This is a genomic window from Achromobacter sp. ES-001 (assembly GCF_019448355.1).
GTDB classification, from domain to species: domain Bacteria; phylum Pseudomonadota; class Gammaproteobacteria; order Burkholderiales; family Burkholderiaceae_B; genus Achromobacter; species Achromobacter spanius_B.
The window spans coordinates 6,100,579-6,123,431 of the sequence record NZ_CP079940.1; the positions used below are offsets into that span (position 1 = coordinate 6,100,579).

Sequence of the window (22,853 nt, forward strand, 5' to 3'; positions counted from 1 at the left end):
TTGCAGGGGAAAATCTGAGGCCGCCTAGTGGATCCAGGCCTAGGCTGGTGGCAACTAAAAATTTTTTCGACCTGCCTCGCGTCGATCACGATTAATATCCCTTACAGGAATTTGGTGCAGCGGCTCATTAAAAGTGCTGCGCGTCACCACGACAACGGTCCCGACATGAATATCCGAACTACTCTGCGAATTCCATCTCCTTCGACAGAGCTGTACTTTGCATTAACATGCGGTGCGTTACTGGGAATCGGTGTTGTGGTCGAACGCTGGTGGACTTCCGCTCCGGGTGGCGTTCCTCTTGCCATGTACGTCTTAGCGTATGCCTTTGGCGGGACGTTTACCATGGGAGACGCCATCAAGAATTTGCGCGAAAGGCGTCTCGAGATTGATAGTTTAATGCTCGTAGCTGCCGCGGGAGCGGCCGCATTGGGCGCATGGGCCGAAGGCGCTCTCCTGCTCTTTCTGTTCAGTATCGGTCATGCGCTCGAACATTTCGCAATGGGCCGCGCAAAGCGCGCAATTGAGGCTTTAGCTGACCTGGCGCCTAAGACAGCGTGGGTTCGACGCAAGGGTGAAGTGATTGAAATTGCGGTGTTAGAACTCGCCGTAGGCGACGAGGTACTCGTTAAGCCAAACGCGCGGCTTCCTGCCGACGGTTTTGTCATCAAGGGAACCTCAACCGTCGACCAAGCGCCCGTGACGGGTGAGAGCATTCCGGTAGACAAATCTCCGGTGGCAGACGCAAACCTCGCGCGCAGCCGTCCCACGCTCATCGAATCCAGGTCCCTGGTATTCGCGGGCACGATAAATGGGTCGGGTTTGCTCGAGATAGAGGTCACGCGCAAGTCTAGCGACTCCACGCTCGCGCGAGTCGTCGCTATGGTTGCGCAGGCTGAAGTGAGCAAATCGCCCACACAGAGATTTACTGTCAGGTTCGAACACATTTTTGTACCGACGGTGCTGGGCATCGCGATCCTCTTGCTATTCGCGTGGGTCGTCATTGACGAACCGTTTCGCGACAGTTTCTATCGAGCAATGGCCGTACTCGTCGCTGCCAGCCCGTGCGCCCTCGCTATTGCAACGCCTAGTGCGGTTTTGTCCGGAATAGCTCGTGCAGCGCGCGGCGGTGTCCTGATCAAAGGGGGGGCGCCCCTGGAAGAACTTGGACGTCTAAATGCACTTGCTTTTGACAAGACTGGTACGCTAACCGAAGGGCGGCCGCGCGTCACCGACGTCTTGGCCGCCCCTAACGCCTCCGACCAAGAATTGATGTCGATTGCTGTTGCGGTTGAGTCGCTGAGCGATCATCCTCTCGCTATAGCAATTGCACGCGACGGCCAAAAGATGCTCGGAGCGTATCCAATTCCAGAGGTTAACGAGGTAGAGACTCTGGTCGGTCAGGGAATCACGGCAAAGTTAGGGGACCAGCGAGTTTGGATCGGCAAGGTCGAGATGTTTGGCACGCCAGGCATCCCCGAGCTTAGTCAATACTCGTTGGCTTCGGCGACCGGTCTACGTGAAGACGGCCGAACCACAATGGTCGTGAGACTCGGAGATCGCGATCTAGGTGCCATAGGACTGATGGACACTCCACGGCAGGGGGCTCGTGAAACTGTGCAGGAGCTAAGGCGGCTCGGCATTTCAAACATGGTGATGATATCCGGCGATCATGTGAAAGTGGCCAAAACCATCGCTTCCGACGTCGGCATCGAGGACGCTCGCGGAGATTTGATGCCGGACGACAAAGTAAAGGTCATTCTCGAACTCAGGGAAAAATCTCGAATCGCGATGGTCGGTGATGGAGTGAACGATGCCCCTGCTATGGCGAACGCGACTGTGGGTATCGCCATGGGCGCCGCGGGCTCCGATGTCGCGCTCGAGACCGCGGATGTCGCTCTTATGGCTGACGATCTACGCCACTTGCCTTTTGTGGTCGGCCTAAGTCGGCAAACACGACGAGTCATTCGCCAGAATCTTTACGTGAGTCTCGGGATCGTCGCGGTTCTGGTACCAGCCACGATTATGGGGCTAAGCATGGGGGCAGCGGTGGCCCTCCATGAAGGATCGACCTTACTTGTGGTGATCAACGCCTTGCGCTTGCTGACGTACCGAATCGACCGGGTGTCTTAAATCGTCTGTAGCGCCAATACAAAAGCGGAGCTAAGCCGCTGATCGAGCCGGCTGTGTAAACGTACCTAAGTCCGGCGATGCAACCGGCGCGCAAAGGGCACATGCTGGCATTTCCGCTGAGAACTTTGATTTACTGCAGGACAAGCTTTGATTGCTGACGGCCACAGTCGGCGACAGGTGAAATCTGTTTGGACGGAACATCGACACTACCCAATAAGTCCAAGCGACCTGGCGGCATCAAGAAGGACAAATCTATGAGAGAAAATTGCGCCAAAGACAGGATACAAAGTTCCGACTCCAACGATTCAGAGGACCGCCGTACCCTGACGTTGGTACTACTAATTAATCTCGGACAGAGTGTGGCCGGCTTAGGCGTGGGCCTATGGGCGTCCTCGACTGCGCTGATAGGCGCCGCACTGGACAACTTGGCAGACGCATCGGTTTACGGAGTTAGCCTCTATGCAGTAGGACGGGCGCGGGAAATCAAGGTCCGGGCGGCCCGTCTTTCAGGTTGGTTGTTGATCGGCCTCGCGGTGATGTTGCTTGTGGAGGTGCTACGCCGTTTTTTTGGCGGGGAACCGCCGGTGGGCCCCGCCATGATGGTAATGGCGGCAGTCAACGCCGCTTTAAACGTCATATGTCTACGCCTGTTGAAACGTCATCGGGGGGGCGACGTGAATTTCAAGGCTTCGGCCATCTTCACCAACAACGACTCAATCGTGAATTTGGCAATCGTCTTGTCCGGAGCGCTCGTGATGTGGTCGGAATCAAATGTGCCTGACTTGATCCTCGGGTTGGTGGTGTCGGCAGTTGCTGCTCAAGGCGGGCGGGAAATTCTCCGCGACGCAGCAGAAGCGACAGAAAAAGCCCGCTCGAATACGCCTTGATCCGAGAACTGCCTGTGCTTTGCGAGCGCTTGTTCAACGGAGACCACTTGCGAATCTAGGACTTTGAATCTGCTATCGGATCCATTGCCTGTTTGCGGTTTGCGGTTTGCGGTTTGCGGTTTGCGGTTTGCGGTTTGCGGTTTGCGGTTTGCAAGAAGCATACCGCTCATAGGCCATTTTCCTGGTGACGACGGCGGTTGGTATCTCGCCTTTGGATTACCATTAATGCGAGTATGAGCCCTCATGTCACAAGTACGACGGCTGACGCACGTTGAAGAACCCGGGCAACGGCCCTCTCTGTGTATAGATAGGAGCTTTCGGTGAAAAGCGTTTCAACACGAACCGAGCGTCATGTTGAGGTCGCCACCATCTGGCTGGCCACAGGGTGGATAACAGCCCTGGTTGCGACGCTGTCGGCAATATTCATCGGCGAGGTAATGGGCAGGACGCCGTGCGTGTTGTGCTGGTACCAGCGGATATTCATGTTCCCCCTAGCACTAGTGCTAGGGGTCGCTAGCTATAGAGGTGACCATGACGGTTGGCGCTACGCCATGCCGCTGGCCGTAGTCGGCGCGGGATTCGCCGGCTATCACACCTTGTTGTACTGGAGAGTGATTGAACCCGAGATCGTCTCCTGCTCGGCAGAGACTTCTTGCTCGGGGGCAGAGATGGCAATCCTCGGTTCCATACCCCTACCCTTTGTGTCGCTGCTCGCTTTCGCTTTGATTGTCATTTCCCTCTTCCTTGTCCGTCATCACACCAACAAATGAATCGACGCCTTCTTGTCATATCCATCAGTGTTGTCTCGATCGCTATCTTTGCCTTCGCCGCTTTTTACACGCGGCCGGCGGACGTGCCCGCGCGCGAGGCCGCCCAGTCCGGAACGGATTCGCCGAGAGCTGAGACGCTGGTGCGATTTCATTCCCCGGTAATTGGAAAATTCGATGCTCCGGTCACTGTCGTGGAGTTCTTCGATCCCTCTTGCGAGGGATGCCGTGCTTTCTACCCTTACGTCAAACAGATCTTGAGCAAGTATCCGAACGAGGTCCGGGTCGTCATGCGTTATGTGCTGTTTCACAAGGGATCTGAGGAAACCGTCCGGATGCTCGAAGCTGCACGTCGGCAGGGCCTATTCGAACCCGTATTGGAAGCGATACTTGAAGCTCAGCCCGAGTGGCACGATGATCCCGAGGTCGCCGCCGCTTGGCGCGCCGCGGCGCAGGCGGGCCTCGATCAGAAAAAGGCGCGGGGAGACATGCATGATCCTGCCATCAGCGCGCTCATCAGGGCAGACGAGGCAGACGCCAATGCGGCGGGCATCAAAGGTACGCCGACGTTCTTTGTGAATGGAACTCGCTTGGGCAAGCTAACGCCGCAAGACCTTTCAGCCGCGATTGAGCATGCGCGACAAGGAAGCAAGAAATAGTCATTGTGAAGCTGGGTGCCCATCCGGGGCATTCATAACGACTTCAATATCTCAGGCTATATCGAGATAAACGGACACTGCGTGCAGTGTCGTGAAGTCTTTCACACGGCCGCAAATTTCACTCTCACTGCATTCTGCCATGCTTAAGCTTCGAGATCGCCCAGTCATCGTCCTGGGGCTGGACCCGCAGCAGCCAGGCTTGGCCGCCTTCCTCGTTTGTTTCGGCGGCCAGATCGGCCAATTGGGAGACCTGCTCGGCCTGCGCCGGCAGCAGATAGGCGCCATCGCGCAACGCGGCGCAGCCCAGGGCCTTGAGCTTGCGCCAGATGCGCATGCGCGGCGCGCCGTGGCACCGCCGGTGGGCAGGCTGACGATAAGCAGAAACCAGGAGGAGGCGAGCGGGGTGTCCATAGGGAGCAGAATAAGAAGGTGTTTCGATCTCTGCAATCATGTAGAGATCGCTACATCAGCTTTTTTTCGTTCCCCGAATGGCGACGTGGTTTCTCGCGTGGCATCCCCCCGGGGAGGATATGATTTCGGCATGAACACACCCGATCCTCATCATCATCACGACGCCGTGGCCAAACGTCTCAAGCGGGCGGAAGGGCATTTGCGCAGCATTCTGTCGATGATAGAAGAACACCGTCCCTGCCTTGAGCTGGCCCAACAGTTGCATGCCGTCGAGCGTGCCATTTCCCAGGCCAAGAAGATCCTCATTCAAGACCATATCGACCACTGCCTGCAGGATGCGGTGGGCGAGCTGGACGAGGACAAGCAGCGCGCGATCGACGAGTTCAAAGAAATCACCAAGTACCTCTAAGAACGCTATCCATGTTGCCATTCTCCGATCTGATCGCCCAGGGTGCGTCGCACGCCTGGCTGTTTATTCCCAGCGCCATTCTGTTGGGTGCTCTGCACGGACTGGAGCCCGGCCATTCCAAGACGATGATGGCGGCGTTCATCGTCGCGATCCGCGGATCGGTGTGGCAGGCTGTGCTGCTGGGCATCACCGCGACCATTTCGCACACCCTGATAGTGTGGGGGATCGGCCTGGGCGGCATGTATCTGTGGCGCGGAGTCGCGGCGGAGGAGCTGGAGCCGTATTTCCAGCTGGCGTCCGGGATGATCATCGTGCTGATCGCGGCATGGATGTTCTGGCGCACCTGGCGAGACCAGCATGGCGCGAGTCATGTCCACCATCACCACGACCATGAGCACGGACACAGCCATGGGCATGAGGGCCATTCCCATGGATTGGAGCGGCACGAAATCGATACCGGGCACGGTCTGGTCGCGCTGGAGGTATTCGAGGACGGCGTTCCGCCGCGCTGGAGGCTGACCAGCCTTCGGGGCGGAAACTGGCAGCCGCAAGATGTTTCCGTGACGACCGAGAGGGTCGACGGGGCGCGCCATGAATTCCGTTTCGCCCAGAAGGACGGCTATCTGGAATCGCTCGAGGAAATTCCCGAACCGCACGAGTTCATGGCGCGCCTGGCCATGGGCCACGGCGGGCACGTCCACAGCTATGACATCGCGTTCATGGAGCCGGATGTGCACCAGCATGACCACCTCCATGAGGAGCTGCGAGGGCTGGATGTGGCGGGCGAGGGATACCAGGATGCGCACCAGTTGGCGCATGCCAATGACATCCGCCGGCGTTTCACGAACCGGAACGTGACCAACTGGCAGATCGCTTTGTTCGGCCTGACCGGCGGGCTTATTCCTTGCCCGGCGGCGATTACCGTGCTCTTGTTGTGCCTTCAGTTGAAGGAGTTCACGCTGGGCGCCGTGCTGGTGCTGTGCTTCTCGATCGGGCTGGCCATTACGTTGGTGACGGTTGGAACGGTTGCGGCGCTCAGCGTGCGCCAGGTCAACAAGCGCGCGCCATGGTTCAGCGCGGTGGCCCAGCGGGCACCTTACCTCTCCAGCCTGCTGATCATCGCCGTGGGCATTTACGTGGGGATGAACGGATGGCTTGGCATCCGCGGCTAGTGTCAGAGCCAGGCCTCTAGGCTCAATGACTGCTACCGGCCGATTCTGTTGAAAAACTCGATGATCATCAACCTGGGGCCGTTTGGGAGGTGCTTCAACCATTGCCGAGGTCGCGATCGTCGATCCTGAGCCGATCTGAGAGGCCGAATTTTTCGGTTGTGCGAGCGTGGCCGGAATAATCGAGTTTTTCAACAGAATCGGCCAGGAACGGACGAGCATCGGACCGCGCTCTTGTATTGGAGGCTGTACCGGGCCACGCCAACTTCCGTGAACCAAATCTCAAGTTGGATGAATTTCAACACCAACAGCCCGCCCTATCGTCAAAGACTTTCGAGCTCTCTCACGACGTCCAGAAAGTCCAGCTCCGTGTAGGCCATGGACGTTCGAACGTCGCCATGCCGCATGGCCTTAGCGATAACTCGGACGTCCACTCCGCGCAATGTGAGCTGGCGGCCGAACGTGTGTCGAAGCCAATGCGTCGACGCACGTTCCAGCAACGCGGCCTCGGATTCGCGCCCCGCTTCACGCAGCGATTTTGCACAGCGAAAAAACGCGCCACACACAATGTCCCAGAGTGTCGCGCGCCGGCGCACCTCAGCCCACAGCCGTTGACTTCGTCGCCCCACCACAGATTGCGGCGCTCGGTCCGTCCGGTGCAACTTTCGAGTCCGCGTGGATAAGACCAGCGCGGTGGAGTCGCCGCACACGGGCTCTGGCGGAAAGCCAAACGCATATCTGTACGCGCGGAGATCGTCCATTACCCGAGCTGGGACCGCAACACGTCCGACTTTTCCGCCCTTGCCATGTTTCACTAACAAAGACCAATGCGCACGACCGGTCTTCGGGTCCGCGTACAACTCCACGTCGCCCATGTTGGCTAACACGACTTCACTTGCGCGCATCCCGGTAAATTGCAGCAAGCGAATGACGAATCGATCCCGCAGAAACATCAGCTTCTTCTCTACTGACGTGCATGGAATCTGTTCCATAAAATCCACCACTTCGTCGATCAAATCGGGAGGCACCGCATGCCGCCGCGGCGCTTCACGCCCTACTCCTCCGCCACTTCCGATCGATGCCATTGGGTTAGCCCGCCGGTACCCCGCCTCAAACCAAAATTTTAGGAGTGCATGCAAGACCTTCTGCGCGTTCGCCAGCGCGGAGGCCCCAAGCCTGGCTCGAAACGGTGTCCAGTCGATATCCCCGGCGCGCGCGGCGCGTCTGCCGCAGAGATAGTCACCCGACCTGTCTCGCAGAAAATCGAGATAACCCGTCACGTCGGGAATGGACCAGCGCCCAGGACCATCCGAACCCACCAACTCGCAGTACCACCGGATGCGGGCAATTTCGCGTCGATAGTTCGCCAAAGTATGGTGACTTACGGGCGGCCTTCGCGCCGCAAGCACCTGGATCCAACGCTCGGCTGCGTCCCAGTCGTCGCGAACGACCCCCAGAACTCCTAGAGAGCCCCCAGGATCGCGCGCAATGGGAAGGGAAGGGCTCTCCACTAGCACAGTCATCGCGCGGCCCCTGCGGCCCCTAAAGCGGCCCGGCGATACGAGTCGAGCAGCGCTTGCTCTTCCCTCCTGAGCGCCTGCAGACCTTCATAGCGCTCTCGCCATAGGCGGCTTTCTGCTCGTGCGGCCTCGATCGCGCGCAGGGCGAACGCACGCCCACCCTTCTCCGCTTCTGTGACGTGCGTCACTGTGTTCACCAGCTCCGCCAACTTATCAGCCATAGCGTTTAGCGCACGCTCGGCACTACCCACTTCGCCCTGGGCGCGCGACAGCTCACAACTCTGTTCCAGTATCGCAGCTTCGAGCCGAGCGATATCAGCTTCCAACCGCCGACGCTGGCGGTGATGCTCCTCCAGCTCCACTGCAAGCAGCCGAACCGCGGTCGGCTCCTCCTGCCGGGGAGTTGCCGCCGCAGCGCGAGGCACAGTAGCAGTGCTGGGCATCGGTTCACCGCCGGGCGCCGGCAAGCTGGCGAAAGATCCTTGCACCCCGACCAGTACGGACAAAATGGTCGTGGTGGATGGTCTTCGCGACGGAGCGTAGGCGCGCAAGATCCGCTGGTATGTCGGCACGCCATACAAGCGACCCGTGACGTCCAAAATGACTCGTATCAGCCTATCAAGAAATGCCCGGTTATCCGAAGCGGCCGGAAAGGAAACCTGCAAATCGCCTATCGCCTTCATGATTCGCCTGGCATGGTCATCCGTTAGCTGAAATGACGGCCTACCCATTTTCCTCTGTCCCAAGAATATCAATCATGAAAATCGTCATATTTATTACGGACCGATTTCGCTACCGTACACACCGCGCAGTGTGTACGGTAGTGCGAGCAATATCGCTTGCCCCAAAACTGACCGTAAAGGGAGCAAGGCCGATAGCCATGAAGGTCACGGAAATCCCCCGGTCAAAGCGCCCAGCTCATAAGCGCTCGGTGCCTGGAGATCTGGCATTTGGCCTTCGAGTCGCTCTGTCCGTTCAATCGCATACATAGCCTCCATCATTCCGTCGACGAGCTGCCGCATTGACGCGACATCAAGCTTCGCTGTGACAGGTCCTTCCGCTTTCGCTAGACCCATATCGATCGCAAGTCTGCCAAACGCCCGATTGCGCCCATCGCCCTCGTCAAACGTCAGGGAAACCTGACCCATCAATCCAATTGCCGATCTGAATCGGATATGCACATCAAGGTTTGCCATTGCCCTTCTCCCATTCGAAGTGGCGGCACTGCGGGAACTTACTGCAGCCTAGGAACCGCTTATCGGAAGTCGCAGATGCGCGGCTAACAAGCCGGCCGGAGCCGCAGGTCGGACACCCGGAGCCCACCGCGCCGGCCGGCACCGTCCTCCTGGCTGATGCCTGAGCCACCTCCCCGGGAGGCATTGACGCTGCGACGGCCGAGGTGCGGACTCCAGGCTTGCCGTCGTCGTCCGGCTGTGTGTGTTTGCACTCTGGATAAGCCGCACACCCCCAGAAGGCCCCCTTCGCACCCTGCCGAAGCCTTAGTGGCTTGCGGCACAGCGGGCACGGATAGATCTTCTGGGTGCCGCCTGCAGTGACGCCCGCACCAGTGACAGGCTCCGCACGGGGCTCAAACTCGAACTCCAGCCGTCGTTCTGCAGTCAGCTTAAGCTTGGCGTTGAACAGACGCTTGGCCTTGCTAACGAAGCCTTCAAGGAGGCCTGTTTTGCCATCGATGTAAAGCGCAGTCAGTTCAGCATCGGATAGCTCGCGTCCAGCAATCGACCTGGGCTGTCGGTATCCGCAGTCCTTGCTGCACTGCACCTGGCGCGCGCTGGCCTCTAGACCAGCCCCGCATTGCGGGCAGGGAGCGGCAAGGGCCTTCTTTGGCGCCGGCGGAACCGCAGCGGCGCGCGCCTTTAGCGTATCCACGAGACGCCGTGCGAACAACGCAGATTCGGCCATAAAGTTGGAGCGGTCATACTCTGCGCGCTCCATAAGTCGAAGCTTGCACTCCCAATCGCCGGTCATCCTGGGCGACGTCAATTCTTCGAGGCCGTTTGCCTCCAAGAACTGAACGAGCTGGATGCCCTTCTCAGTAGGCACGAGATGCTGCTCCTTGCCTTCCCGTCTTAGATACGGCTCGATCGGGCGCTTGGCGCGGTCTTGATCTGCAAGAAGCGCCTCTAGAATGGAAGCCCTCGTTGCGGGGGTGCCGAGACCACGATCGCGCATCGCGTCCCGCATCTCTTCGTCCTCCAGCAGTTTTCCCGCTGTCTCCATTGCTCCAAGCAATGTCGCCTCGTTGAAACGAGTGGGCGGCTTCGTCTTTTGCGCTACCAGCTTCATGCCCGCGTTTGAAGCCTTCTCGCCGACCACAAGGGGACAAAGAGATGTGCCATCATCTTCCGAATCGTGTTCCTTGCCGTACACAGCCATCCAACCCGCCTCCTGAAGCACGCGGCCTGATGCAATGAATGCCTCGCCGGCCACGACAGTTGTTCGCTCAGTGTTGGCGAAGACTGCTGAGGGATGGAAAGCCGCAAGAAACCTGCGCACGACCAGGTCGAAAACTTTCGCTTCGCCATCGCTCAGCCCTTCCGGAATTTTCCCTGTGGGGATGATCGCGAAGTGATCCGAGATCTTCGCGTTATTGAAGATTCTCTTATCCGGCCGCACCCAACTGTTGTCGACGATGCGCTTCGCGTGCTCAGCGTACGCGCTCGCGCCCAGCGCTTGCACTACAGCTTGTGCTTTGCCAAGGTAGTCTTCCGGCAGCGCGTTGGAATCCGTGCGCGGATAGGTAAGGACCTTATGCTTCTCGTACAGGGCCTGAGTCAGGTCCAACGTCTTTTTGGCGGAGAACTTGAAGCGCTTATTCGCCTCCCGTTGGAGCGTCGTCAAGTCGAACAGCTTGGGCGGTGCGCTCGACACCTCCTTGAACTCGTCGCGCACCGATGTGGGCACCACGCCCCGGCATCGGGTAGGGAGGGCATCAGCCTTAGATTTATCCCATATGCGGTGCGATATATCCGCTCCGTCCGCCCCTTCTACGGAGGCTCCCCGCCAGCGCGCAACATACTCGCCGCCTTGCACGGCGAACGTGCCATGCACTTCCCAGTATGGCCGCGCCACGAAGGCCCGGATGGCGAGCTCTTGGTGAACAACAATCGCGAGTGTAGGCGTCTGGACCCGTCCGACAGAACTACGTTCCCGCCGCTCTGTGAGCGCCTCGGACAATGCAGAAACAGCCCTCGTCCCATTGATGCCAACAAGCCAGTCAGCCTCCGACCGGCTACGTGCTGCATCGCTCAGCCTGGCGTAGGCGGAGGCCGGCCGCAGGCCTTTGTAGGCCTCGCGAATCGCGGTCGCAGTCATGGATTGGATCCACATCCGAAAGACTGGCTTTTGCCCGTTGTGAAACTCGTAAATCAAGTTGAATATCAGCTCGCCTTCCCGGCCAGCGTCGCAAGCGTTGACCACCCGCGCTACGTCCGGGCGAGCGATCAACTTCCCCAGGAGCTTGAGTTGGTCGATAGTTCCAGGGATTGGGCTGAGGGCAAACCGTTCCGGGATCCGTGGGAGCCCAGCGAATCCCGCCACCATTGGGCCAGCTTCTGGATCGCCGAGCTGCACCAAGTGACCGATCCCAGAGCTCACGACGAACTGCTCCCCCTCCAACCAACTCCCCGCCTGCCGGCATCCACCAATCGCCGCAGCAATGTCGCGCGCGACTGAGGGCTTCTCAGCAATTATCAGCGTCTTCATTTTTACCCTCCTGAAGAATTTGACGCGGCCAGCCGGGGCGCGTTCCGACGTTGCCCTGAAAGTGGGCTCTGGTCATCTCCTCGCGGCCGAGCCGCCGGACCGACGCAAGCGCGCGCCCGGCGAGCAACAAGGCCGCACATCCGATGAGGTATTTGGCCAGTCGTTCATACACGGTCCCTCCTGCCGTCGAGGGATGGGCGGCCAAGGCACCCAGGACACCGCAAGACCATACGAGGGCACAAACCATCCACATGATGTGCGGAGGTCTCATCGTCGCATTGCGCGCCCTCCTTAACACGACCGCAATCCCCACGACGAGCTCAACAGCGGGCCTCCGCACCCAGCCCAAGCCTCCGAAAACGCGTTTAGTCATGATGCCCCCTATGCTGCGCGAGCCACAGGGCCTGCCCCCACGCCCTTGAGTACGACCACACCACCGCTGAGCCTAAGAAAATCCTCGACCCGTCGCTTCGCGTCCTGGAGCGTGTAGGCCACATCCGTTTTATCGGCCGTCTGCCACCAGTACCCGACAGACCCGACAAGGTCCACTCTGCCCAGAACCCGTTGCTCTTTGCCAACGCGCAGGACGTGCGATTCCCGGAACTGCTCCCACTTCGGCCTTCTCGTGCTGATACGCATCTCTTCTTTCTCCACGCCAGAGGTGGCCTCGCCACCCCTGGGAATATGAAATATGGTTAGACCGCGGCCGGCGCTGTATCGGGGGCCTTTTGTGCATCAACCTGTGCCTTGGAGCGATACAACACAGACTCCACCCGTTGAAGCCCCAACGTCACGCGTTCGGCGTCCATGCACATACCGGCTTCAGCTTGATTAGTTTGCTCATTGACCCAGGGCCGCACGTAAGTAGCCCCGACAACCGTGACTGCGGCGCCGACCCGCACGACTTCATAAACGCGCTTGGCCGTTCCCTCGTGCCAAATCGTCGCCTGAACAGGAAACGTCCGCGCATCATCCTGCACGTACCCGCCTTGTCCGTCGGATTTGTATTCGGAGCACATCACGCGAAGTTCGCAAACCTGACGGTCTTCGCCCTTCACTTTGACGGTCTTCAAAACGGGGTTCATCAGAACGTTGCCGCTCATTTCGCTTCTCATTGCCATATCACTGCTCCAAAAAAAGTTGGTCCTCGTTGGGTTTGTGAGACGCTGGGACAGGGTCAGTCGCCCCGTTTAAGCGGCATCAAGGTTGCTGGTTTCGTTCATAGGGTTTCGCGTTTTGCCGCAAAACAGTCGCGTGCGCGATCCGATCATCGAAAGCGGTGTGGGCCCATGCCGCGAGAACAAGGCAGAGGCACAATCCGACAAAAGGTATGCCCCATATTTCCGCGTCCACCAGGAAAAGGAAGATTCCCCATACGAGCGAGCCGATCGCAGCTAGACCGTTCGCGAACATTGCCGCTGCGAGCAGAGGCCGGACCAGCCGATCCATTGCCGCCCCGCCACCGAGCGTCCGATTAAGCATCGCCTTCACCATTGCCCGAGCTGTTTTGCAGCAAAACGGCAGAGGGCTCTCCAAAGCCGGTTCTTTGGCGCAGCGCTCCATTTCGTAAGTACGACTCCACCTGGTCGACCGCATGGCGCAATATGTTTTCCAACACATTTAGCTCCGCCGCCCGGACTTCGCAGTTCCGAAAGTGCTCTACGACCGACGGGGGTAGGCCGGTCAGAACGTCGCGCAGTGCTTCGAAGCGCACGTACCGAGCTTGCCCTCGGATGCACCAGCGCAGTCGGGTGCGACCCAGCGCTCCACGTCCGCGCTCCTCGACCAAACGTAGGTAACACCCTGCCTCGAAACGGGTCGTGTCCAGCGCGAGAGCGTCCATGGCATCCCTTGTCTGCGCCACCGAGTTCGCAAACTGCCGCGACAGGGAGCGGAACGCTCCCTTACCCTTAAAGGCTTTTATGTCCACAGATACGGATGAGCACGAATAAGACGGCAGGCCGGCACCCGTTCTCGACACCAGCAACTCGTGACGTGCCGAATAGCCGGCTTTGGGGTCCCGCGCAGCATTTACAGAGGGTGATGACATGATCGCCTCCACCTAGGCCAGCAAGTTCTTATCCACGCCTGCCGTGACCTCGTCCGTCAACGGCACAGCATCCAATAGGCGCAGCTCTGCCGGCGAGAGGTTCAGCCGACGCTTCGTGTGTCGAGGCGCGTCTTCGCCCATGAACACCGCCTTGGGCACGTCTCCGAAGATTTTCTTGACTGCCTGCACTCGCTGCTGAGCCACGACATCGGCCCCGGCTACAAAATCGACGCGGCTAAGCGCTACGAGCTCATCCTTCATCAGGTACTTCTGCCAGTACAGAACACGCTCGAATACGCTCCGGCACTTGTGCTTTACGGATTGCAGCAACGCATGTCCTTGGCGGCCTGATACTAGATCGCGGCGCTGGGCGCTCTTGAGTACGCGGGTGAAATAGTCGACCTCCACGATGAGCAGCGCCACCATGTAGCCGTAAGGAGACGCAAACCCAAGCTGCATCTGCGCTGGCTCGCGCGACTGGAGGACCGAATAGGTCAGGCCCTTGCTCTTCATCTCTTCCAGCCTCTGAAGAAGCTGCGCTTGCTCCGCCTTGATGTAAGCACGCACGTCTTCGATGCGAGCCTTCGTTTCAACCAATGCCCAATCAGCATAGGGATTATCGTTAGACGACAGAGACCAAAGAGAGCGCAACGCAGCCGCGACCCGCTTTCCGCCCGCGATGGGAGCCCCTTGCTTGCCCGGCTCAACTGCTTTGCCCATAAACAGCCGGAGCGCCTCCAACGTATGAAGGGACATCACGTCTTGGCTTTCCGCGACAAGGGATGGCAGCGTTCGGATCTGTCGCGCCTCGGAGTTCCCTACCAGGGGATCGGCTCCTGCGCGAGCTTCATGAGATTGCCTCATCCGCTTGAACTCCGCTTCTCGCTCGTAGAAGAGCTGCAAGCGCCCGAAGAACGGGTTAGAAGGGTCGGGGTCATCCTCGTCCAGCAAGGGGCCCAGGATGCGACGTTCGCCATCCAGGTCATAGCGGTCAGGAAAAGGGGAGGTGTCGGCCGTCGCGAACGCAGACAGGGACGAATCAACCGCCATTTTTTTGGGTGCCATCAGGCGCTTCTCCGTTGTTGAATATGTTTATTTGGGTGATGCTGGCCCACTCCAAAAGAACTCTGCTCCACCTGACCGCGGTCAACTGGGGAGCGGATTCCTTGGATCGGCTTGTTTTGTTGCAAAACACTCATGCTCGTGCCCTCCGCTCTGCCATCGCCGCTCGCAGCTCTGCCAGGCGGGCGCGGCCTTCTTCTTTCGACGATGGCTGCAAAGCCGGCGCGACGTCACCCGTCACAGCGGCCTCCGCTTCCCTTACCGAGGCGGAGACGGCTGCAAGGTTGCGCCGGCGTTGAGCTTCAAGGTGCGCAAGTTCGGGTACGAAACGCCCTTGTTGGGCCAGGAGCACAAGTCGCCGTAGGTACCCGAGAGGGTTAGCGACAGCCTGTCTCCGCGCCCTGGCACCGTACTCGTCCAACAACGTCTGCCGGACAGCGGCCGGGGCATAGCCAAGGATCGACGTCGCACCCTCTCGGCTTCCAGCGGGGAGAACGTCGGGCCACAGTAGGATGTCCACATCAACCACCACGGACGCGTTTTGCAGCAAAACAGCTTCTGGCGCGCGTGCGTGGGTTGTGGTCGTATCTGTTTTCGAAGATGTATTCGTACCCCTTATAGAAGTGGACGAATCCCGCAAACTGCTACGTACTTTTCCGTCTATCTGCAATGGATCTTTCGCGCAGTCTGGCTTTCCCGAATGGGAATTTCCAGCTTGCTCGATTCGTACATTGGCCTGCGGAGATCTTTGATTTTGTTGGAGTTGCGCCCCAACACCCGTGGACATTTGAAATGCTTGGTGGCGACGGGTTGTCGCGATACCTGCCACCTCAGCCCTTTTAGCGGCCGTCGCTTGGGAAGCGAACTGCTCCTGCAGCAGCTCACATAACAACGCCGGATCCACCTGCGTGTAGACGCGTTTAGCGCCTCTATTAAGGTGGAATTCCTGGACCAGCCCAAGCTCTTTCAACCGAGCTTTCGCGTTTTCCAGGGAACGTCGATTCAAGGCCAAGTCTTCCTGCCAGTTGAGCGCGGTCAGACTGAACCAGGGATATCCCGATTCGATCGATCGACGTTGCAGCTGCAGCAATCGAGACAGCAACAGGCCCGCGTTCACTCCACCAGTCAAATCGGCAAGGATCCGATGGTATGCAGTGGTGGGGCCAAGCAAATCGCGTACGGCACGTTCCGGTGCGCGCATGAATTCGAATGTCAGCTCGACTGGTAGAGCCTCCTTTCTGCAGACTTCTAGAGCCCGTGCGATGTTCGGCAGGTTCATTCGGTACCAGAGTGTCGCCGGCCGGCCGGCAAGCGTTTCCTCAACAAAACCTAAGGTGCGAAGACGGCGCCGCGCCGTGTCCAGCTCAGCGCGGGATAGCCCCGTCTCCATCCACCACTGCTGCTGAGTTTTGAAGATCCAGCCGTTGGTCTGGGCAACGTCGCGCCCCGTTCGCGTCCAGTGCGCGAGTTGGGACAGTACGATCGCCGCCTTTGGATTCCCGGTCATGCGTGCTAGAAACAGACCAAAGGCGATCGGCCGGCTTTGCTTCAATGCCAGCCACAGGCGGTCGTAGGCAATATTTGTCGACATACGACTGTCAGCTGCTCAAGACGGGCAAGGGCTGAGCCGAGGCGGCATTATTCGCCTGGATGCGCAATTCCTTGTCTACGGCGAGCCAATTGACGCGCACGGCGGTACGTGGAGGCATTCCTGTCCGAAGGGTCTCAAGGAGTCCCTTTCGCTCCAGCAACTTTCTGGCAGTGAGCTGCTCTTTGTAGGACAGCCCAAGGCGTGTATGCCAGTCGAGCGGGTCGAGATAGACCCAGTCTCCCGCTAATTCCGAGAGGTCACCGCGCGCGGCAAGGTCGCTGAGGATCGCTGCGGCGTTTAGACTGCCGGCGAGCTCCACAAACGCCCGATGAATGGTAATTGGTGCGTCCAAGACCTTGAGAAGGTAGTGCTCATTGGCCTGGTCCCGATGAGGCGAGGGGGCAGCCTCCGCTCTAGCGACGAACTGTCTGCCGAATGGGTCAAGCGCGAAGTCCCAGCTAGTCATTGCGGGCTCCCTGTGGGCGATTCACTCCACTCGCCTGCACCGTACTGCGGGTCGTTCGCCGAACTAGTGCGCAGTCCATAGTGACCGAGAGGAAACCAATCGAGCGTCGTGCCGACATACTGGTCGGCAGCGCCTTTCGCCGGCATCACATAGCAGGCAGGTAGCAAGAAGTGCTTATCCACGACCGCTCCTACCCAAGCCCACTCGGCCCGCCATGGCTTTCATGGGCGGTTGATCCGCTGCCCGCTCCACGACCCGCCGCATTGCGAGCGTGTACGTAAGAGGACGCAGCGCCGGCGTGCCTTTGAGCACAGTGACAGGCGCGGCGCCTTCATAGCCAGAGGCTTGAGAGACCGTGGAAACCGCAGTTTTTTCCGAACTCATCGACCACCTCCGGTTAGCGTTGGTTAAGTGCGGCAAACAGCGTCAGCAGCGTGTGCTGAGGGAACGCATCGTGAAGCGCGAGATATCGTTCACGGACGTCTACAGTGGTGCTGTGCAGTTCTTTCCAGATGCTATGGACGCGCAGATACTCGCCAGGATCTAGCTCCACGGCTGGTCCGGGCTGACTCAAACGCATTTGCGTGCGGATCTGCTCCACCTCCGCAGCTGGTATCGAGGGAAATAGCGCTCGGATCAGCGACCCGCTTGCTTGGGCGCGGACGAACTTCCGAAGCTGCTCCATATGCTGCTGGCGTTGCTGGTGTTCGCTTTGCTGCGCCACCAGCGCCTCCTGGTCGACGTAGATCCGCACAGTCACTGCCGGCAGCATGGCGTCGAGCCCGCGGTCGCGAAGGCCGGCCATGAGAAGCTCGGCCGTTTGCTCGGGTATTGCGCCGTCGGCATACGCACGCCGACGAATTTGCTGATTCAGCTCGCGCAACGCTTTGCGCTTTAGCGTCGGATGGGTCAGCTCCAAGAAATTCAAGACACACCTCCAATCAGCTCCAGAGGCACGCCAACCGAATGCCAAAATGCATCGCTGGATCGCTCGGGAAAGGCTTCGTTGAACATGCGCACGGCCTGGATCACCCGGAGGTACAACGGGCCCGTGGCGTCGCTTGGATCGGTCATACGCCTCACGACGTGATAGGACCCATCCGCGTAGACGGGATCGCCGAGCAGCGCCTCGCAGGCTTCCTGCCAGGCGTCGGTACTATCGGCATGCCGTTTGAAGTCCGTTTCCGGAATGACCAGCAGTCCTGCTGGCGTGTTCTGTTGCGACAAGAGCACAAGCCACCACCACGCGTAGTAGCGTTCTGCCTTCTCCCCCCCCTGCAGAGCCTGCTCTTGCAGGGAGCCACGGCCATGCCCTACGTCTGCGGGGACTTCCACCATGAAACGCAAGGGAAGTTCCTCGATGGCCATGAGGCACCCTTGAAGATGGCTGGCTGCGACAAGGTCCTCCAGGGAGTGCCAGAGCTCGCGCTCGGCCGCTTCGCGGCTATCTGCGCGTCGTTCTGTCGGCTGCGTGGGGGATTCGGAGGACGCACTACGACGGTCGCGTGGTCGGTCGGCGGACGGTGTCTTTACCTCAACGCGCGGTATCGGCGGGGCGGTATCCACATCGGTGCTGAGCGACGCCCCTAGCGATGAAACGCTTTCGCCTTGCGTAGTGCCATCCCCGATGGCTGAGCCAGGAATGGTCGAACTTGGCCGCTTCGCTTCGCGCATGAGGGTGATCGCGTCGATGTCCGAGTCAGCCTGGATGAGTAAAACCGCGCGTTGGATCTCGTCCGTCGCGAGTTGGGTACGCTGCCCGAAGTTCTCTTCGAGGCGTGCATTGAATGCCGCAAAGTCCAGAGCTCTTGTGGCGACGTAGCGATCGCGCATGTGGTCGACTGCTAGCGTCCATGCCTGTTCCAGATTAGCGTCGGCGCCGAGCTTGGCCGCAACGGTCGCCAGACGGCTGCGCGCCGGGATGAAGCGGTCCTGTACATCACGCCTAGAGAGATGCGTTGCGGCGCACGCCAGCTCCGAAAGGTGCTTCATGGTGAAGCCGTAGTGGCTAAGAAGCGCCGGCGACGCCTGTATACCCTCCTCGGCTTTAAGCAGCTCAGAGAAATCCCGCAGGGAAAGTGGCGATCCTCGCTCGCGTTCCCATTCCTGCTTGAGGTCAAAAGTCGAGCGAGCAGCGTCCCAAAACAGAAGGCCAGAACGTTGGTCGTTTTCAACCATGTGCGCGGCGAGCAAGGCGGCTTCGCTACGGTAAGGAACCATAACGAAGTCCATGTGCAGGAATTGGCTTTCGCCCTCGGCGACCAGTTCCTGCAAGATCTCCAGGCGGGTATTTCCGCCCTTCGCCGGGATGTAGTGCTTCTCTCCTGGCCTCTGCGTCACGGAGATCAGCTGATCGAGGCCACGCTTGCGCACGGACTCCTTAATTTCGTCGTATTTCTCATTGCGGACCGTACGCGGGTTGCGCTCGTACAGCCGACAATCGTCCCGAACGTTCAGGGTTATGACGTTCGTCAGGGCCGAGTCGATGGCTGCGGGTTCGGGCGACCTCTCGCTCAACCGCGAAGCGATCATCTGGGTGAGGTCGATTCTCTTTGAGGCCGGCTTCATCAGTGGCCCCTCAGGATCGGAAGCTTGTCGTCTTCGCCGGCAAGCGCAGTGGCCATGAAGACCAGATCATCTTCGCCAAGCACGCCCAGGTTCCTATACGCACTTACCGCGCCCAGAACGATCCCAAGGTGCAGGGCGCGCTCGGATGATTCGGGCGTTGCACGGTGCAGCAGACCTAGTTCGGTATCCAAGTGCTGGAGCGCTAATTCCTTGTTTGTAGTCACGGCTCGATCCTCCCGGAGCTGATGGCCGACCACGCGTTCAGATACGGCACAGGGTCGGGCACGATGAATATGGGATGGGGGACGCAGCGGTGGAGGACGGGGTCCTCGAATATGCGAGCTGCTTCACTCTTCGACACGCCCATGCGGCGCATTTCGCTGAAGCTGACGACTTCGGCCGGGGCCGTTGCTGCGGGTTCTAGGCCGATGGGTCGCATAGCGAGGAGGGCAGTTTGAACCACCGCAGCGGCGCGCGCGCGGCGCATTTCCAGCGGTGCGTGATCTGGTGACACCGCTACGTAAAAAGTGAGCGGCGGCTGCTCCCCTGCGGCGGGAGCGGTTGCCCGAAACAGCTCACCGATATCGGGCAGGTCGAGCATTCGAGTGGCGGTTTTCATAGCTCAGGCCTCCACTTCTTCAGCCTGGCCTTGACCGTCCACATAAATGCCGCTCAATGCCGGGAATAGTTCCCAGGCAAGGCGGTGCATCACGTCCCACGGCGCCTTATCGACTTTTCGGCGGTCGTACTGGTGAACAGGGACCCGTGCGGTCGCCGCTGCGGTATAGGCAGCGGCATGCGGCACCACAGTGTTCAGAATTCCTTTGACCTGCTTATGGCCTGCGAAGCTACGACGGATCTGATCCGCGACCTGACGTGCATTGTTATTGCGCTCCAAGGCGCTAATCACCACGTACAAGTCTCCGCTGCGGAAGTCGGTACCGAAGTCGGACAGGCTGTTTAACGAGTCCATCATCCTTAGCGTGCCGTCGGCGAATTCAGCCGCCGACAGCACGTCGGGTTTGATGGGCGACAGGATCACGTCCGCCGCCATAGCAGCAGTCTTCTGCAGCTCACCCGCCGCGCCCTGCGTGTCGATGATGATCACGTGGTACTTGTCGACGGCTGCGGAGCGCCGGACCGCTCGGCGCAAAATTAAAAGCCGGTCTTCGCGGTCCTTCAACCATGTCTGCAGATTGCCTGATACCGCGTCCGAGCAAACGATGTCGATACCTTGGATTGACGTTTTGCTGATGCAATCTTCAGTGACGAGGCCGCCACGCGTGACGACGCGCGTCAGGCCATGCTCGGCCCTGTGCTCGATGGGGTAGTACTTGGTCAAGCTGTTCTGTTCATCAGCATCGAACAGCAAGACCTGCATTCCAAAATCGGCGAATATTCCCGCGAGATTGGCGCAGGTTGTCGTTTTCGTGACTCCACCTTTGGTGGACGCGACAGCGATCACGTGTGGCATGGCGTTCCTCTATTTCGGCGTGGGGCCCTTCGGCCCAGTTGCATACCCGTTCAAGGGCGGTTATCGTTAGCTAAAACACAGTTCTGTGTTACACGATTTTGTGTAATTCAGAGCGACGTTACCCGAATCCGTGTAATTCGGCAAGATAGGACTGCGATGGAATATCAGGAATTTGTGGAAGCCGCGCTCAAGGGGCGCAGCGTGAACAGCATGGCGAAGGCGTGGGGTCTGAAACAACAGACCCTGGATCGCTATGTGAAAGGCACGCACTTGCCGGATTACCGGACTGCTATGCTGATGGCTCAGGAAGCCGGTGTCGCGATCGACACGACGTTCATCCTGCTGGCGCAGGAAGAGAGCAAACGCAAAAAAGCCGGCGTCGCTTTCGCGATTCCGGCTATTGCTGCTGGTGTCGAGAACACCACCAAAAATTCGACCACAAATGAGTGGTCGGGGCGAGAGGATTCGAACCTCCGACTCCTGCGTCCCGAACGCAGTACTCTACCAGGCTGAGCTACGCCCCGATTCAGTGAATTTGCCACGCTGAAAAACCGCGCTGACAAACTCGTACTACCAACTTAGCGGCGCTCAGTGCTACCAAGTTTTTTCTTTCCGCTGCATGTCTCGCGACTGCTGCGGCGACTATGCTCTGGTGACTTTGCTTTCGCTTCCCACCTTCGCTTTCCATCACCGCCGTTTCAACAGCGACCGCTATTAGAACCTATATTCCGCTTTTTTGAAAATCAGGTTTTGCTTTGGTTGCTTTGGCTTCTGCGTTTAGCTTTTGCTTTTGGCTTCAACAACCCACCCGCTTTCAAACCAGCTAGCTACGCCCAACTTCAGCGCCGCTGTGGATTTCGGCTTCAGCGATCTCTATTCACCGCGAAAGCGCAGAATTCTAGCAGAGAATTCAGAAAAGGCGAAACGGGGTAAATCGACAGCGCTTCGCGAGCCCGATCCGCTTCGGCCACAGCGGCCAGGCGGGCGTGTTCAAGCGCGTCGGTGGCCTGAATGGCTGCGGCCACGGCGGCGAAATCGGCGTCGCCCGTCTTGATGGCGTCGCGAATCAGTTGTTGTTGTTCGGGCGAGCCCACTTCCATCACGCGGATCAGCGGCAGCGTGGGCTTGCCTTCGCGCAGGTCGTCGCCCACGTTCTTGCCCAACGCGGCGGCGTCGCCGCTGTAGTCCAGCACGTCGTCAACCAGCTGGAACGCGGTGCCGACGTGGCGGCCATAGGCGGCGGCGGCGGCTTCCTGTTCGGGCGTGGCGCCTGCCAGCACCGCGCCCACCTGGGCGGCAGCTTCGAACAGCTTGGCGGTCTTGTAGCGCACCACTTGCAGGTAGCGGTCTTGCGAGACGTCGGGGTCGTGCACGTTCAGCAGCTGCAAGACCTCGCCTTCGGCGATCACCGTGGTGGCTTCGGACAGGATGCTCATGATGCGCATCGAGTCGGCTTCGACCATCATTTCGAACGAACGCGAATACAGGTAATCGCCAACGAGCACGCTGGCGGCGTTGCCGAACACGGCGTTGGCCGTTTCGCGGCCGCGGCGCAGGTCGGATTCGTCGACCACGTCGTCATGCAGCAATGTTGCGGTGTGGATGAATTCCACGACGGCGGCCAGCAGTTGGTGATGCGTGCCTTCGTAGCCCAGCGCGCGCGCCACCATCAAGACCATGGCCGGGCGCATGCGCTTGCCGCCCGCGCCAATGATGTAGTCGCCGATTGTGCGGATCAGGACCACGTCCGAATTCAGCCGCTCGCGGATGACCGCGTCGACAGCCTTCATATCGTCAGCAATGGGGGCAATAAGCGCGGGGAGATTCAAGACGTATCCGACAAGTGAAACGAGCCGCGAGGGGGCTCTTACCGCTGGGCCGCCAGGAATGGCGGGGGATTCGACCAGCGATTATACGGGGTGCGGCGGGTGCGGGGCGGCCCGCTGCCGCCCCCCAGTCAGCGC

General features: G+C 59.4%; 22 protein-coding genes, 1 tRNA gene and 1 pseudogene. 6 read left to right on the plus strand and 18 right to left on the minus strand.

The features are described from left to right. Positions 1-165: 165 nt before the first annotated feature. From KYT87_RS27600 to KYT87_RS27615, 4 genes are all read left to right on the plus strand, one after another. Complete coding sequence (locus KYT87_RS27600; protein WP_100857562.1) at positions 166-2,130, plus strand: heavy metal translocating P-type ATPase; 1,965 nt, start codon at positions 166-168, stop codon at positions 2,128-2,130. 254 nt (positions 2,131-2,384) lie between these two features. Beyond that, complete coding sequence (locus KYT87_RS27605; protein ID WP_100854010.1) at positions 2,385-3,017, plus strand: cation transporter; 633 nt, start codon at positions 2,385-2,387, stop codon at positions 3,015-3,017. 320 nt (positions 3,018-3,337) lie between these two features. Next, positions 3,338-3,787: a disulfide bond formation protein B gene (locus tag KYT87_RS27610; RefSeq protein WP_223264749.1), complete on the plus strand. Its 450-nt coding sequence runs from the start codon at positions 3,338-3,340 to the stop codon at positions 3,785-3,787. Further along, on the plus strand, positions 3,784-4,443 hold the full coding sequence (locus KYT87_RS27615) for a thioredoxin domain-containing protein (protein WP_100854009.1): 660 nt from the start codon (positions 3,784-3,786) through the stop codon (positions 4,441-4,443). The genes KYT87_RS27610 and KYT87_RS27615 overlap by 4 nt, the downstream gene beginning before the upstream one ends. Before the next feature lie 169 nt (positions 4,444-4,612). Here KYT87_RS27615 and KYT87_RS27620 read toward each other — a convergent pair. Continuing rightward, positions 4,613-4,854, minus strand: a pseudogene (locus tag KYT87_RS27620) (Chromate resistance protein ChrB); the annotation flags it as partial. Between the two features lie 130 nt (positions 4,855-4,984). Here KYT87_RS27620 and KYT87_RS27625 point away from each other — a divergent pair. Together KYT87_RS27625 and KYT87_RS27630 are read left to right on the plus strand one after the other, a co-directional pair. Then, entirely contained in the window at positions 4,985-5,263 is a 279-nt protein-coding gene (locus KYT87_RS27625; RefSeq protein ID WP_100854008.1) for a metal-sensing transcriptional repressor, read from the plus strand. Between the two features lie 11 nt (positions 5,264-5,274). After that, positions 5,275-6,435, plus strand: a complete 1,161-nt coding sequence (locus KYT87_RS27630) for a nickel/cobalt efflux transporter (protein ID WP_100854007.1) — start codon at positions 5,275-5,277, stop codon at positions 6,433-6,435. A gap of 320 nt (positions 6,436-6,755) precedes the next feature. Here KYT87_RS27630 and KYT87_RS27635 read toward each other — a convergent pair whose 3' ends face one another. The 17 genes from KYT87_RS27635 to ispB form a co-directional block, all read right to left on the minus strand. Continuing rightward, entirely contained in the window at positions 6,756-7,802 is a 1,047-nt protein-coding gene (locus KYT87_RS27635) for a site-specific integrase (protein WP_223264748.1), read from the minus strand. Between the two features lie 149 nt (positions 7,803-7,951). Next, the gene (locus KYT87_RS27640; RefSeq protein ID WP_223264747.1) at positions 7,952-8,635 is read right to left on the minus strand and encodes a hypothetical protein; all 684 of its coding nucleotides are present in this window, start codon (positions 8,633-8,635) and stop codon (positions 7,952-7,954) included. A gap of 204 nt (positions 8,636-8,839) precedes the next feature. Next, positions 8,840-9,148, minus strand: coding sequence for a hypothetical protein (locus tag KYT87_RS27645; protein ID WP_126376219.1), 309 nt, complete (start codon positions 9,146-9,148; stop codon positions 8,840-8,842). Further along, complete coding sequence (locus KYT87_RS27650; RefSeq protein WP_100854004.1) at positions 9,135-11,678, minus strand: DNA topoisomerase; 2,544 nt, start codon at positions 11,676-11,678, stop codon at positions 9,135-9,137. The genes KYT87_RS27645 and KYT87_RS27650 overlap by 14 nt, the downstream gene beginning before the upstream one ends. Further along, complete coding sequence (locus tag KYT87_RS27655) at positions 11,656-11,850, minus strand: hypothetical protein (protein WP_126376222.1); 195 nt, start codon at positions 11,848-11,850, stop codon at positions 11,656-11,658. Before KYT87_RS27655 ends, KYT87_RS27650 begins: the two co-directional genes overlap by 23 nt. Positions 11,851-12,373: 523 nt before the next feature. Continuing rightward, positions 12,374-12,781 (minus strand): single-stranded DNA-binding protein, encoded by a 408-nt coding sequence (locus KYT87_RS27660; protein ID WP_223264746.1) that lies wholly within the window; start codon positions 12,779-12,781, stop codon positions 12,374-12,376. Between the two features lie 371 nt (positions 12,782-13,152). Further along, complete coding sequence (locus KYT87_RS27665) at positions 13,153-13,728, minus strand: hypothetical protein (protein WP_126376224.1); 576 nt, start codon at positions 13,726-13,728, stop codon at positions 13,153-13,155. 12 nt (positions 13,729-13,740) lie between these two features. Next, complete coding sequence (locus tag KYT87_RS27670) at positions 13,741-14,793, minus strand: PFL_4669 family integrating conjugative element protein (RefSeq protein WP_100854000.1); 1,053 nt, start codon at positions 14,791-14,793, stop codon at positions 13,741-13,743. A gap of 130 nt (positions 14,794-14,923) precedes the next feature. Next, on the minus strand, positions 14,924-16,381 hold the full coding sequence (locus KYT87_RS27675) for a hypothetical protein (RefSeq protein WP_100853999.1): 1,458 nt from the start codon (positions 16,379-16,381) through the stop codon (positions 14,924-14,926). A 7-nt stretch (positions 16,382-16,388) separates the two neighbouring features. Continuing rightward, positions 16,389-16,847, minus strand: coding sequence for a hypothetical protein (locus KYT87_RS27680; protein WP_100853998.1), 459 nt, complete (start codon positions 16,845-16,847; stop codon positions 16,389-16,391). A 397-nt stretch (positions 16,848-17,244) separates the two neighbouring features. Beyond that, a complete protein-coding gene (locus tag KYT87_RS27685) occupies positions 17,245-17,775 on the minus strand; it encodes a hypothetical protein (RefSeq protein ID WP_088588749.1) in 531 nt (176 codons plus the stop codon). Continuing rightward, a complete protein-coding gene (locus KYT87_RS27690; protein ID WP_100853997.1) occupies positions 17,772-19,415 on the minus strand; it encodes a hypothetical protein in 1,644 nt (547 codons plus the stop codon). Before KYT87_RS27690 ends, KYT87_RS27685 begins: the two co-directional genes overlap by 4 nt. Further along, positions 19,415-19,639, minus strand: coding sequence for a toxin-antitoxin system protein (locus KYT87_RS27695; RefSeq protein WP_100853996.1), 225 nt, complete (start codon positions 19,637-19,639; stop codon positions 19,415-19,417). Before KYT87_RS27695 ends, KYT87_RS27690 begins: the two co-directional genes overlap by 1 nt. Further along, a complete protein-coding gene (locus KYT87_RS27700) occupies positions 19,636-20,034 on the minus strand; it encodes a hypothetical protein (protein WP_100853995.1) in 399 nt (132 codons plus the stop codon). The genes KYT87_RS27695 and KYT87_RS27700 overlap by 4 nt, the downstream gene beginning before the upstream one ends. 3 nt (positions 20,035-20,037) lie before the next feature. Next, positions 20,038-20,889 (minus strand): ParA family protein, encoded by an 852-nt coding sequence (locus KYT87_RS27705; protein WP_100853994.1) that lies wholly within the window; start codon positions 20,887-20,889, stop codon positions 20,038-20,040. A gap of 447 nt (positions 20,890-21,336) precedes the next feature. Continuing rightward, positions 21,337-21,413, minus strand: a tRNA-Pro gene (locus KYT87_RS27710). Positions 21,414-21,752: 339 nt separating this feature from the next. Next, a complete protein-coding gene (gene ispB, locus KYT87_RS27715; protein ID WP_046803176.1) occupies positions 21,753-22,718 on the minus strand; it encodes an octaprenyl diphosphate synthase in 966 nt (321 codons plus the stop codon). Positions 22,719-22,853 lie beyond the last annotated feature (135 nt).